This is a genomic window from Pseudomonas sp. GW460-12-10-14-TSB1, assembly GCF_017349775.1.
Taxonomy (GTDB): domain Bacteria; phylum Pseudomonadota; class Gammaproteobacteria; order Pseudomonadales; family Pseudomonadaceae; genus Aquipseudomonas; species Aquipseudomonas piscium.
In genome coordinates, this window is record NZ_JACNAC010000034.1 from 31,006 (window position 1) to 43,210 (window position 12,205).

Annotated in this window: 10 protein-coding genes; 5 read left to right on the forward strand and 5 right to left on the reverse strand. The window is 64.6% G+C overall.

What is annotated here, in order from left to right:
• The first annotated feature begins 320 nt into the window (after positions 1-320).
• Positions 321-602: a hypothetical protein gene (locus J4D52_RS19310; RefSeq protein ID WP_063429987.1), complete on the forward strand. Its 282-nt coding sequence runs from the start codon at positions 321-323 to the stop codon at positions 600-602.
• Here the strand turns inward: J4D52_RS19310 and J4D52_RS19315 are convergent.
• The 5 genes from J4D52_RS19315 to J4D52_RS19335 form a co-directional block, all read right to left on the reverse strand.
• A complete protein-coding gene (locus J4D52_RS19315; protein WP_063429985.1) occupies positions 584-1,864 on the reverse strand; it encodes a serine/threonine transporter in 1,281 nt (426 codons plus the stop codon). The two genes, J4D52_RS19310 and J4D52_RS19315, sit on opposite strands and share 19 nt — an antisense overlap.
• Before the next feature lie 305 nt (positions 1,865-2,169).
• The gene (locus J4D52_RS19320) at positions 2,170-2,391 is read right to left on the reverse strand and encodes a formate dehydrogenase subunit delta (protein WP_025809406.1); all 222 of its coding nucleotides are present in this window, start codon (positions 2,389-2,391) and stop codon (positions 2,170-2,172) included.
• Entirely contained in the window at positions 2,388-5,264 is a 2,877-nt protein-coding gene (fdhF, locus tag J4D52_RS19325) for a formate dehydrogenase subunit alpha (RefSeq protein ID WP_063429983.1), read from the reverse strand. Before fdhF ends, J4D52_RS19320 begins: the two co-directional genes overlap by 4 nt.
• Complete coding sequence (locus tag J4D52_RS19330) at positions 5,261-6,820, reverse strand: NADH-quinone oxidoreductase subunit NuoF (RefSeq protein WP_063429981.1); 1,560 nt, start codon at positions 6,818-6,820, stop codon at positions 5,261-5,263. The genes fdhF and J4D52_RS19330 overlap by 4 nt, the downstream gene beginning before the upstream one ends.
• Positions 6,814-7,296, reverse strand: coding sequence for a formate dehydrogenase subunit gamma (locus J4D52_RS19335; RefSeq protein WP_009048511.1), 483 nt, complete (start codon positions 7,294-7,296; stop codon positions 6,814-6,816). The genes J4D52_RS19330 and J4D52_RS19335 overlap by 7 nt, the downstream gene beginning before the upstream one ends.
• Positions 7,297-7,880: 584 nt before the next feature.
• On the opposite strand from J4D52_RS19335, the gene J4D52_RS19340 reads away from it, so the two are divergent.
• The 4 genes from J4D52_RS19340 (at position 7,881) to J4D52_RS19355 (ending at position 11,841) form a co-directional block, all read left to right on the forward strand.
• Positions 7,881-8,420: a cysteine hydrolase family protein gene (locus J4D52_RS19340; RefSeq protein WP_102677439.1), complete on the forward strand. Its 540-nt coding sequence runs from the start codon at positions 7,881-7,883 to the stop codon at positions 8,418-8,420.
• 347 nt (positions 8,421-8,767) lie between these two features.
• Positions 8,768-9,718 (forward strand): 2-hydroxyacid dehydrogenase, encoded by a 951-nt coding sequence (locus tag J4D52_RS19345; protein ID WP_053278693.1) that lies wholly within the window; start codon positions 8,768-8,770, stop codon positions 9,716-9,718.
• A gap of 252 nt (positions 9,719-9,970) precedes the next feature.
• Positions 9,971-11,038: a phosphotransferase family protein gene (locus tag J4D52_RS19350; protein WP_102677440.1), complete on the forward strand. Its 1,068-nt coding sequence runs from the start codon at positions 9,971-9,973 to the stop codon at positions 11,036-11,038.
• A 35-nt stretch (positions 11,039-11,073) separates the two neighbouring features.
• A complete protein-coding gene (locus J4D52_RS19355; protein WP_007923881.1) occupies positions 11,074-11,841 on the forward strand; it encodes an SDR family oxidoreductase in 768 nt (255 codons plus the stop codon).
• Positions 11,842-12,205 lie beyond the last annotated feature (364 nt).

Here is a 12,205-nt window from a genome sequence, read left to right on the forward strand (position 1 = left end):
ATGAAGAACGCCGCGTATCCCACGACGATACGCGGCGTTTTTTTATGCCGACGATTATCTCGCCAGTCGCTCTGGCAGCAGAATGCCAAGTGTCTTTACCTACCGGATCCGGTGGTTGTTACCCCTCCCCGCACCCACTAAAAATCACGCCACTGCCAACGGTGCCCGATGCTCGCCCGAATGCCGCGGACTCTTTCGCCCCGTCAAAAGCAACAAATGGAGGGGCCATGTGGCGTATTTACTGGATAAACGCGGCACTCTTAAGTCCATCGCGGGCAAGCCTCGCTCCTACAGTTTCCTTAACTGAATGGCATTAGCCCATGTGGCGTAACCATTGCGTGATCGAGAAAGCGTTCAACGGCTACTGTGTGCATGCCGAACAACTGGGCAACGGCGTCATGGCGCGGAGCCGGCTCGGCCAGCCGCAACGAGTCAACCGCGAGCACTGGCTGGCCCTGGACTTTCCGGCCGGCCAAAAAAACGGCCGCGCCGCGCTTTATACGCAGTCAGCGGCCGTGGCTTCGCTGAATCAGGCATTTCTGCGTGGCAACCCACCGCCAACGGGCGGTGGGTTGCCGGCGGGTCAGGCGCTCAGGGAGTAGACCAGCGCGGTGATGGCCACCAGGCCGACCAGGGTGACGAACACGTTGGAGGCCTGGCCGCGATAGCGAGCCATGGCCGGCACCTTGCGGATGGCGTACATCGGCATCAGGAACAGGATGGCCGCGATGATCGGGCCGCCCAGGGTCTCGATCATCCCGAGGATGCTCGGGTTGAGCGTGGCGACTATCCAGCACACCACCAGCATGAAGGCCGCGGTCATGCGGTCCAAGGCCTTGGCGCCCGGGCGGCGGCCGCTTTTCACGATCAGCCCCTTGAGGCCTTCGCTGGCGCCGATGTAGTGGCCCAGGAACGACTTGGCGATGGCCACGAAAGCGATCAACGGCGCGGCGAAGGCGATGGTCGGGTTGCTGAAGTGGTTGGCCAGGTACGACAGGATCGACAGGTTCTGCGCCTTGGCTTCGGCCAGTTGGGCCGGCGACAGGGTCAGCACGCAACTGAAGACGAAGAACAGCACCATCGCCACCATCAGCAGATGGGCGCGGGACAGGATCTGCGAGCTGCGCTCTTCGGCGTGCACGCCATAACGACGCTTCTGGTCCACGGCAAAGGCCGAGATGATCGGCGAGTGGTTGAACGAGAACACCATGACCGGGATCGCCAGCCACAGGGTGTGCAGGAACGCCGAAGGTTCAGGCAGGGTGCTGGCGGTGCTGAGGATGCCGCCGTTCCAGTGCGGAATCAGGAACACCGCGAGGAACAGCAAGGCGACGATGAACGGGTAGACCATCAGGCTCATGGCCTTGACGATCACCTGCTCGCCGCAGCGCACCACGGCCAGCAGGCCGAGGATCAGCACCAGCGACAGCACGGCGCGTGGCGGCGGCATGATGTGCAGCTGGTGTTCCATGAAGCTGCCCACGGTGTTGGTCAGGGCCACGCTGTAGATCAGCAGGATCGGGAAGATGGCGAAGAAATAGAGCAAGGTGATCAGGGCGCCGGCCTTGATCCCGAAATGCTCTTCCACCACTTCAGTGATGTCCGCACCGTCACGCCCGGAGAGCACGAAGCGGGTCAGGCCGCGGTGGGCGAAGAAGGTCATTGGGAAAGCCAGCAGCGCCAGCACCAGCAGCGGCCAGAAGCCGCCCAGGCCGGCGTTGATCGGCAAGAACAGGGTCCCTGCGCCGATGGCAGTGCCGAACAGGCCCAGCATCCAGGTAGTGTCATGGCGATTCCAGCTAGCTAGGGTCGCTGGGGCTGCCGCTTCAAAGCGTTGATCAACGCTGTTGGCCTGATCATTCATCCGGTGGGATCTCCACATTCCGGTCATTTGCCACTCGGCCAGGACGCGTCGGAATACCCGACAGACAGAGCCCTCGCCGAAACAGGGGCGCGATTGTCCGGGATTACTCACCAGAAGCAAAGACTTAGCTGAGGAACGGTTTGCCGGTGCAGCTGTCTGGAGCGCGGTTTTGCGGGGTCAGGCGCAGCGTTTCATTGATCTGCGGCAAGCGCTGGACTGAGGTTCAGGCAGGCCTTAGGGCTGGATGTGCCGATAAAACGCAGAAGCCAGGGCAAGGCCCTGGCTTCTGATTGGTTGCAACAACGCTAGATCTTCCCTTCCCCTTCCGTCAGCGCCGCCTGCACCAGGGGGTGCAGCGCCGCGCCGGGGTGTGTGGTCTGCCAGGCCGCCAGTTCTCTGCGCATGGCCGGCGTCCAGAAGCTTTGCAGGTGCTGGCGCACGCTACGCACCGCCTGGGCGTTGTCCGGTTCGCTGGCGAAGAACTGGGCGATCTGGTTGGCCATCTTGATCAGGCTTTCGCTGCTCATCGGCGCACCTCGGCTTTCTCGGCGTGACGACGCTCCCTCAGCAGGCGCCCCTGTTCATCGCTGAACGCCTGATAGCGTTTCTGCCATTCGGAAGGCTGGCTGACCCGCACCACCTCCACCGCCGTCACCTTGTATTCCGGGCAGTTGGTGGCCCAGTCGGAGTTGTCGGTGGTGATCACGTTGGCGCCCGATTCCGGGAAGTGGAAGGTGGTGTAGACCACCCCCGGCGCCACCCGCTCGCTGACCTTGGCGCGCAACACCGTCTGCCCGGCGCGGCTGCCGATACCGGCCCAGTCGCCGTCGGCGATGCCGCGGTTCTCGGCGTCGGTCGGGTGGATTTCCAGGCGGTCCTCCTCGTGCCAGGCCACGTTGTCGGTGCGCCGGGTCTGGGCGCCGACGTTGTACTGGCTGAGGATGCGTCCGGTGGTCAGCAGCAACGGGTAGCGGCTGTTGACCTTCTCCTCGGTGGGTACGTAGCCGGTGAGCATGAAGCGGCCCTTGCCGCGCACGAACTCATCGATGTGCATGGTCGGCGTGCCGTCCGGCGCGGCATCGTTGCACGGCCATTGCAGGCTGCCGTGACGGTCCAGCTCGGCGTAGCTGACGCGGTGGAAGGTCGGCGTCAGGCGCGCGATCTCATCCATGATCTCCGATGGATGGCTGTACTGCATCCGGTAGCCCAGGGCCTCGGCCAGGGCAATGGTGGCTTCCCAGTCGGCCTTGCCGGCCAGGGGCTCCATCACCTTGCGCACCCGAGAGATGCGGCGCTCGGCGTTGGTGAAGGTGCCGTCCTTCTCGAGAAAGGAGCTGCCCGGCAGGAACACATGGGCGAACTTGGCCGTCTCGTTGAGGAAGATGTCCTGCACCACCACGCACTCCATGGCCGTCAGGGCCGCGGTCACGTGCTGGGTGTTCGGGTCGCTCTGGGCAATGTCCTCGCCCTGGCAGTAGAGCGCCTTGAAGGTGCCGTCCAGGGCCGCCTCGAACATATTGGGGATGCGCAGGCCCGGGTCGGGTTGCAGGGTCACGTTCCAGGCCTGTTCGAACTGGGCGCGCACCGCCTCGTTGGAGATATGCCGATAGCCAGGCAGCTCGTGGGGGAAGGACCCCATGTCGCAGGAGCCCTGGACGTTGTTCTGCCCGCGCAGCGGGTTGACCCCGACACCCTCGCGGCCGATGTTGCCGGTGACCATCGCCAGGTTGGCGATGCCCATCACCGAGGTGCTGCCCTGGCTGTGCTCGGTGACGCCCAGGCCGTAGTAGATGGCCGCGTTGCCCCCGGTGGCGTAAAGCCGCGCGGCCTCGCGGATCTGTTTGGCCGGCACCCCGCAAATCGGCCCCAGGACCTCGGGGGAATTCTCCGCCAGGCTGACGAAGTCGCGCCAGCGGGCGAAGTCCGCCGTTTCGCAGCGCTGATCGACGAAAGGCTGGTTGACCAGGCCCTCGGTGACAATCACATGGGCCAATGCATTGAGCATGGCCACGTTGGTGCCCGGACGCAGCTGCAAATGCAGGTCGGCGCGGGCATGGGGCGAATCCACCAGGTCGATGCGCCGTGGGTCGATGACGATCAGCCGCGCGCCCTGGCGCAGGCGGCGCTTGAGCTGGGAGCCGAATACCGGGTGCGCGTCGGTGGGGTTGGCGCCCATCACCAGGATGACGTCGGCCTGCATCACCGAGTCGAAACTCTGGGTGCCGGCGGATTCGCCCAGCGTCTGCTTGAGGCCGTAGCCGGTGGGCGAATGGCAGACCCGGGCGCAGGTGTCGACGTTGTTGTTGCCGAAGGCGGTGCGCACCAGCTTCTGCACCAGGTAGGTCTCTTCGTTGGTGCAACGGCTGGAGGTGATGCCGCCGATGGAGTCGCGTCCGTATTTCAGCTGGATGCGGCGCAACTCACTGGCCGCGTAGGTAACCGCCTCTTCCCAACTGACCTCTTGCCACGGATCGCTGATGTGCTTGCGGATCATTGGCTTGGTGATGCGGTCCGGGTGGGTGGCGTAACCCCAGGCGAAGCGGCCCTTGACGCAGGAGTGGCCGTGGTTGGCCTGGCCGTTCTTGTCCGGGACCATGCGCACCAGTTGCTCGCCTTTCATTTCAGCGCGGAAAGAGCAGCCCACGCCGCAGTAGGCGCAGGTGGTGATGACGCTGCGCTCGGGCTGGCCGATTTCCACCACGCTCTTTTCCATCAGGGTGGCGGTCGGGCAGGCCTGCACGCAGGCGCCGCAGGACACGCATTCGGAGTCGAGGAAATTGTCGCCGCCGGCCGCCGCCACCCGGGAATCGAAGCCGCGCCCGCTGATGGTCAGGGCGAAGGTGCCCTGGGTTTCCTCGCAGGCGCGCACGCAGCGGTTGCAGACGATGCACTTGCTCGGGTCGTAGTCGAAATAGGGGTTGGAAACGTCCTTCTGTTCGTCCAGGTGGTTGGCGCCCTCGTAGCCGTAGCGCACTTCCCGCAGGCCCACCTGCCCCGCCACCGTCTGCAACTCGCAGTTGCCGTTGGCCGAGCAGGTCAGGCAGTCCAGCGGGTGGTCGGAGATGTACAGCTCCATCACGTTGCGCCGCAGGCTGGCGAGCTTGGAGGTCTGGGTGTGGACGACCATGCCCTCGGTCACCGGCGTGGTGCAGGAGGCCGGATAGCCGCGCATGCCCTCGATCTCCACCAGGCACATGCGGCAGGAGCCGAAGGCTTCCAGGCTGTCGGTGGCGCAGAGTTTGGGGATGGTGGTGCCGAGCAAGGCCGCGGCGCGCATCACCGAGGTGCCGGAGGCAACGCTGATTTCCCGGCCGTCGATGGTCAGGCTGACCTGCACCTCGCTTTCGCGGGCCGGGGTGCCGAGGTCGATATCACTGGTAGGGTCGAAGATATTGATCATTGGTCGGCCTCCGTGGTCGCCAGACCGAAGTCGGCGGGAAAGTGCTTGAGGGCGCTGGCGACGGGGTAGGAAGTCATCCCGCCCAGGGCACAGAGCGAGCCGTATTGCAGGGTGTCGCAGAGGTCTTGCAGCAGCAGCGCCTGTTCCTCACGGGCCGCGGCGTCGGTGCTGGCGATCAAGCGGTCCACCACCTCCACCCCGCGGGTCGAGCCAATCCGGCACGGCGTGCACTTGCCGCAGGATTCCTCGGCGCAGAACTGCAAGGCGAAACGGGCCATGCGGGCCATGTCCAGGCTGTCGTCGGCGACCACCACGCCACCGTGGCCGAGCATCGCGCCCATGGCGGCGAACGCCTCGTAGTCCAGCGGCGTATCGAACTGCGCGGGGGGCACCCAGGCCCCCAGCGGTCCACCCACTTGCGCCGCCTTCAATGGCCGGCCGCTGGCGGTGCCACCGCCATAACCTTCCACCAGTTCGCGCAGGCTCAGGCCGAAGGCGCGTTCTACCAGGCCCGCCTGGCGGACGTTGCCGGCCAGTTGGAACGGCATGGTGCCCAGGGAACGTCCCATGCCGAAGTCGCGATAGAACTGCGCGCCCTTCTCCAGGATGATCGGCACCGAGGCCAGGGTCAGCACGTTGTGCACCAGCGTTGGCAAACCGAACAGGCCCTGCAGGGCCGGCAGCGGCGGTTTGGCGCGGACCGTGCCGCGCTTGCCTTCGAGGGATTCCAGCAGCGCCGTTTCCTCACCGCAGATGTAGGCGCCGGCTCCCACCCGCACGTCCAGGTCGAAGGGCCGGCCGCTACCGCCCACGTTCGCCCCCAGGTAACCGGCCTCGCGGGCGATGCGCAGGGCCTCGTTCAGGGTGCCGATGGCGTCCGGGTATTCCGAGCGCACGTAGATATAGCCCTGGCTGGCCCCCACGGCGATGCCGGCAATGATCATGCCTTCGATCAGCAGGAAGGGGTCGCCCTCCATCAGCATGCGGTCAGCGAAGGTGCCGGAGTCGCCTTCATCGGCGTTGCAGACCACGTATTTCTGGGCCCCCGCGGCTTCGCGCACGGTGCGCCACTTGATGCCCGCCGGAAAGGCCGCGCCGCCTCGGCCGCGCAGGCCGGAGTCGAGCACGCTGGCGACCACCTGCGCACCCTCCATCTGGATGGCCCGGGCCAGGCCCTGGAAACCGCCCTGGGCGCGATACTCGTCCAGGGACAGCGGTTGGGTGATGCCGGCCCGAGCGAACAGCAGGCGCTGCTGGCTCTGCAGATAAGGGATCTGCTCCACCGGCCCCAGGGCCAGTGGATGGCTGCCGGGGTCTGCCACCAGGGCGTCGAGCAGGCTCGGCACGTCCTCCGCGGTCAGGGGGCCGAAACCCAGGCGGCCGTCGGCGCTGTCCAGCTCCAGCAGCGGCTCCAGCCAATAGAGGCCACGGGAGCTGGTACGGCACAGTTCCAATGGCAGTTGTCGACGTTCTGCCTCACGCACCAGCGCCACGGCCACCTTGTCCGCGCCCACGGCACGGGCCACCGAATCACGGGGGATATAGAGCTTCAGCATGCGCCATCCTCCAGGCAGCCACTCACCAGCTGGCGCAGGCGCTCGGGGGTGATCCGGGCGTGCAGCTCGCCGTCCAGTTCCAGGGCCGGCGAACAGGCGCAGGCCCCCAGGCAATAAACGGGACGCAGGTTGATACTGCCGTCGGCGGTGGTGCCATGGTCGTCCAGCAGCAGTTGTTCGCGCAGTTGCGCGGCCAGGTGTTCGGCGCCCCGGCTCTGGCAGGACTCGGCCCGGCACAGGCGCAGGGTATGGCGCGCGGGCGGCGTGGTACGGAAATCGTGGTAGAAGCTGATCACGCCGTGCACTTCAGCCAGGCTGAGGTTGAGGGCATGGGCGATCTCGGGAATGGCGGTGTCGGGGATGTACCCACAACCGTCCTGGATGGCGTGGAGAATGGGCAGCAAGGCACCGGGAGTGTCCTTTTCGCGCTCCAATACGCTGTGAATCAGAGGCAGGTGAAGCGTGTCATCAGACATAAACGTACCTCGGCATCTCGAACGCCACCGCCGCATAGCGGCAGCCGTCCGGAGTCTTCGGCTGCAGCGCCCGACCACGTCACGGAGGCGTGGATCCTCGGTCGCCATTCTTGCTCTCCGGCCAAGTGTCTTGGCGCACCGGGTCCGGGGCATCCTGGAAGCTTGCCCATCACCATAGCCCGGCGATTGCACCCAGGCGACCCATCGTGTCCTGAAAGCGACCTGCTGGTCTGGACCGCTGGACCGCCCCAGTTCCAGAAACTGAAGCAAGGTCAGCCTAGCCCACAGGTCCATCGATTATGCGCCCGCCCGGCTCACTGCTGCAGCACTGCAAAAGCGGCAGACCGCCGATGCCCGGCCCAAACCAGCATCCCCTCGGATTGACAGTGCTCGAACCCTGGCCCCATGATCGGCGCCATGAATCTTTTCCCGCGCCGCCTCACCCGCACTACCACCACGACCGCTTCCGGCGGGTCGTGTGGTCGCTGCATGAGCTGACAACAGCGCAGTCGAACCCAAGGCCCCGCCAGCAATGGACGGGGCCTTTTGTTTCTCCGTCCAGCTGGCCCACAAGGAGAAACACCATGCCGTCACCCCAGGCCCAGCGCCCCGCCCTGCTGATCGTCGACATGCAGATCGGCCTGTTTCACGGACCGCAGCCGCCCTTCGAGGGGCAGCGCGTACTCGACAACATCAACCAGTTGATCCACCGTGCCCGGCAGGCCGGCGCGCCGGTGATCGCCGTGCGCCATACCGGCCCGCAAGGCTCGCTCATCGCCGCCGGCAACGCGCCGTGGCACCTGCTGCCGCAATTGCAGCTCGAGGCCAGCGACCAGCGGCTGGACAAAACCCGCCCCAATTGTTTTGTCGGCACCGGGCTGGCCGAACACCTGCGGGCGGCGCAGGTCGATGAGCTGGTGATCGTCGGCATGAAAACCCAGTACTGCATCGACGCCACCTGCCGCGCCGCCCTGGACCTGGGGTTCGCCGCCGTGCTGGCGGAGGATGCCCATACCTGCATGGACACCCCGACGCTCCCGGCCCGGGCGATCATCGACCACCACAATGCGACCCTGGACGGCGCCTTTGTCCGGCGAATGAAAACTGCCGATATTCGTTTCTGAGCATTCCCCCTGCTGGCGTTCAGGACCTTGAAGGCAGTGGCGCCCTCCAGGCCGTCATCGCGGGCAATCGAACGTCGACCGGCCGCTCCTATAGAAGAAGTATCAGGCTCGCCGCCGCTTCTGTAGGAGCCAGGCTTGCCGGCGATCAGGCCCTCAAGGGCAGCGATGCATTCCAGGCCGCAGCCGCGGGAAAAACCCGTGACTGCGCCTTGCCAAAGCGCCCTGCAATCCGCAATCTTGAGCCCTTGAGTGGTTTATCACGGTACAGCAGCTCCAGGAGCTGTACGCCGGTTGCCGTCGATGTGCCGTACGCCGTCCGTCCCTCTTCAGTCCTTCAGGAGACACGCATGCCCGCCACCGTTCTGGTCCTCGTCGAAACCATCAATGACTACCTGTGGATCCTGGAAAACCAGGGGTTCCACCTGATTCTCGCGCCGACGCCCAGCGAACGGGCGGACGCCATCAAGGCCCATGCCGGGCAGATCAACGCCGTGCTCACCCGTGGTCCGCTGGGCCTGACCGCCGAAGAAATCGCCGCCCTGCCGCACCTGGAAATCATCTGTGTGATCGGTGCCGGCTACGAGCAGGTCGACCTGCAGGCGGCGAGCAACCGCGGGATAGCGGTGAGCAACGGCGCCGGGGTCAACGCCTCGTCGGTCGCCGACCACGCCATGGCCCTGCTGCTGTCCCTGGTGCGTGACATCCCCCGCGCCGATGCCGCCGTGCGTCGTGGCGAATGGCCGAAAGTCATGCGCCCGTCCCTGGCCGGCAAGCGCCTGGGCATCCTTGGCCTTGGCGCCGTCGGCCTGGCCATCGCCAAGCGCTGCGCCAACGGCTTCGACATGAGCGTCAGCTACCACAACCGGCAGATCCGCAGCGACGTGCCTTACAGCTTCTGCCCGACCCCGACCGAACTGGCGCGGCATTCGGACTTCCTGGTGGTCGCCACGCCTGGCGGCATAGGCACTCGCCAACTGATCGACAAGGCCGTGCTGCAGGCCCTGGGGCCGGAGGGTTTCCTGGTGAACATCGCCCGCGCCAGCGTGGTCAATACCGCCGACCTGCTGCAGGCCCTGGAACAACGCAGCATCGCCGGCGCGGGCCTGGACGTGTTCGACGACGAGCCACGGGTGCCGGATGCCTTGAAGACCCTGAACAATGTGGTGCTGACACCCCACGTCGCCGGGCTGTCGCCGGAAGCGACCCAGGCCACGGTGGAGCTGGTGGGCAAGAACCTCGTCGCCCACTTCAGCGGCCAACCGCTGTTGACCCCCATCGCCCTGCCTGCCCCGAACTGAACCAGGCGCGCTACGAAAGGCGCCTGCGCGCTGCGCGCAAACAGGCTGATGCGCGAGCCCGGTCGGAATGCTCATTCAGGCCCGGCGAACTGGACTAGAGTGAAGCCGGGCACATTCAAACGCTTGTATCAAAAGCAATGATTGTCCGGCAACACGCTCACCTATAAAGGCCTGCGGCGATTGTGGCACTCAGGTGGGCACATTAGATTAGCCAATAATCTCTGGCCTCCAGAATAAGCAGAAGGGATAAGCATGGCGCTTACTGACCAGTCCACCCGTACTCGCTCCGGCGAGGAACTCGATGCCAACCTGATCGATCCGTACCTCAAGGCACATATTCCGGGCCTGACCGGCACCCCGCAGATCAGCCAGTTTCCGGGCGGCGCTTCGAACCTGACCTACCTGCTGGAATACCCGGGACAGGAATTCGTCCTGCGCCGCCCGCCCTTCGGCCACAAGGCCAAGTCGGCCCACGACATGGGCCGCGAATACCGCATCCTCAACCAGCTCAAGGACGGCTTTCCCTATTGCCCGAAAGCCTATGTGCACTGCACCGACGAATCGGTGATCGGCGCCGAGTTCTATGTGATGGAGCGGGTCAAGGGCATCATCCTGCGCTCCGACCTGCCGCCGGAACTGGGTTTCGACGCGGCCAGGACCGAGGCCCTGTGCAAGAGCTTCATCGATAAGTTCGTCGAGCTGCACCGTGTCGACTACCAGGCCTGCGGCCTGAGCGACCTGGGCAAGCCCGAAGGTTATGTGCAACGCCAGATCAAGGGCTGGAGCGACCGCTACGAGAAAGCCCTGACCCCGGACGCGCCCAAGTGGGAAGCGGTCAGGGCCTGGCTCAACGACAAGATGCCGGCCGATCACCCGACCTCCAGCATCGTGCACAACGACTACCGCTTCGACAACGTGATCCTCGACCCGGCCAACCCGATGCAGATCATCGGCGTGCTGGACTGGGAACTGACCACCCTGGGCGACCCGCTGATGGACCTGGGCAACACCCTGGCCTACTGGATCGAAGCCGGCGACCCAGCGCCGGTGCAACTGATGCGCCGCCAGCCGAGCAATGCCCCGGGCATGCTGACTCGCCAGCAGTTCGTCGACTACTACGCCGAGCGCGCCGGCATCCAGATCGGCAATTTCGACTTCTACTACACCTACGGCCTGTTCCGCCTGGCCGGCATCGTGCAGCAGATCTACTACCGCTTCTTCCATGGCCAGACCCAGGACAAACGCTTCGCGCAGTTCATCCACATGAACAAGCTGCTGGAGCAGATGAGCCTGCAAGTCATCCAAAAATCCAGCCTCTGATCGTCCCGGCGCCAGGCACACAATAAGGAAAAACCATGTCCAAGACTCAGTTGTTCGACCTCGACGGCAAGATCGCTTTCGTCTCCGGCGCCAGCCGCGGCATCGGTGAAGCCATCGCCAAGCTGCTGGCCCAGCAAGGCGCCCATGTGATCGTCTCGAGCCGCAAGCTCGAAGGCTGCCAGCATGTGGCCGACGCCATCGTTGCCGCTGGCGGCAAGGCCACCGCCATCGCCTGCCATATCGGCGAGATGGAGCAGATCAGCCAGGTGTTCGCCGGCATCCGCGAACAGTTCGGGCGCCTGGACATCCTGGTCAACAACGCCGCCACCAACCCGCAGTTCTGCAACGTGCTGGACACCGACCTGGGCGCCTTCCAGAAGACCGTCGACGTCAACATCCGCGGCTACTTCTTCATGTCGGTGGAAGCCGGCAAGCTGATGCGCGACAACGGCGGCGGCAGCATCATCAACGTGGCTTCGATCAACGGCGTGTCCCCGGGCATCTTCCAGGGCATCTACTCGGTGACCAAGGCGGCGGTGATCAACATGACCAAGGTCTTCGCCAAGGAATGCGCGCAGTTCGGCATCCGCTGCAACGCCCTGCTGCCGGGCCTGACCGACACCAAGTTCGCCTCGGCGCTGGTGAAGAACGACGCCATCCTCAAGACCGCCCTGGCGCAGATCCCCCTCAAGCGCGTGGCCGACCCGAGCGAAATGGCCGGCGCCGTGCTCTACCTGGCCAGCGATGCCTCGAGCTACACCACGGGCGTATCGCTGAACGTGGACGGCGGTTTCCTTTCCTGAGCGATCCTCGGCGTACAACAAAGGCAGCCTGCGGGCTGCCTTTTTATTGCCCGGCACCCACACCTCGCCCCAACCTTTCTCAAACAGAAAACCAAACCTGTCACAGTTTTGGTATCAAGCTCGTAGCACTCTATAAATATTTTGTTACAAGCTCATTTGTCATGCTATAACCCTCTCGCAGTTATTTTTCTGCAACACCACTCATGTGAAACACCATTGTTTGAAAACAGCAGAGGCCGATGTGTTCCTTAAAGAAAAACAACTTGAGGATCAACAACTGACCATTCGGTGATTGTCGACTTCTTAATATGTACCACCTAGTGAGTATCAGGCGAACAGTAACGACAACCGAGACTGAACTCCC

What these genes read in the sequence shown, in the direction of transcription:
- J4D52_RS19310 (WP_063429987.1), top strand. Translation starts at nt 321, where the DNA reads ATGTGGCGTAACCATTGCGTGATCGAGAAAGCGTTCAACGGCTACTGT.
- J4D52_RS19315 (WP_063429985.1), bottom strand. Translation starts at nt 1,864, where the DNA reads ATGAATGATCAGGCCAACAGCGTTGATCAACGCTTTGAAGCGGCAGCC.
- J4D52_RS19320 (WP_025809406.1), bottom strand. Translation starts at nt 2,391, where the DNA reads ATGAGCAGCGAAAGCCTGATCAAGATGGCCAACCAGATCGCCCAGTTC.
- fdhF (WP_063429983.1), bottom strand. Translation starts at nt 5,264, where the DNA reads ATGATCAATATCTTCGACCCTACCAGTGATATCGACCTCGGCACCCCG.
- J4D52_RS19330 (WP_063429981.1), bottom strand. Translation starts at nt 6,820, where the DNA reads ATGCTGAAGCTCTATATCCCCCGTGATTCGGTGGCCCGTGCCGTGGGC.
- J4D52_RS19335 (WP_009048511.1), bottom strand. Translation starts at nt 7,296, where the DNA reads ATGTCTGATGACACGCTTCACCTGCCTCTGATTCACAGCGTATTGGAG.
- J4D52_RS19340 (WP_102677439.1), top strand. Translation starts at nt 7,881, where the DNA reads ATGCCGTCACCCCAGGCCCAGCGCCCCGCCCTGCTGATCGTCGACATG.
- J4D52_RS19345 (WP_053278693.1), top strand. Translation starts at nt 8,768, where the DNA reads ATGCCCGCCACCGTTCTGGTCCTCGTCGAAACCATCAATGACTACCTG.
- J4D52_RS19350 (WP_102677440.1), top strand. Translation starts at nt 9,971, where the DNA reads ATGGCGCTTACTGACCAGTCCACCCGTACTCGCTCCGGCGAGGAACTC.
- J4D52_RS19355 (WP_007923881.1), top strand. Translation starts at nt 11,074, where the DNA reads ATGTCCAAGACTCAGTTGTTCGACCTCGACGGCAAGATCGCTTTCGTC.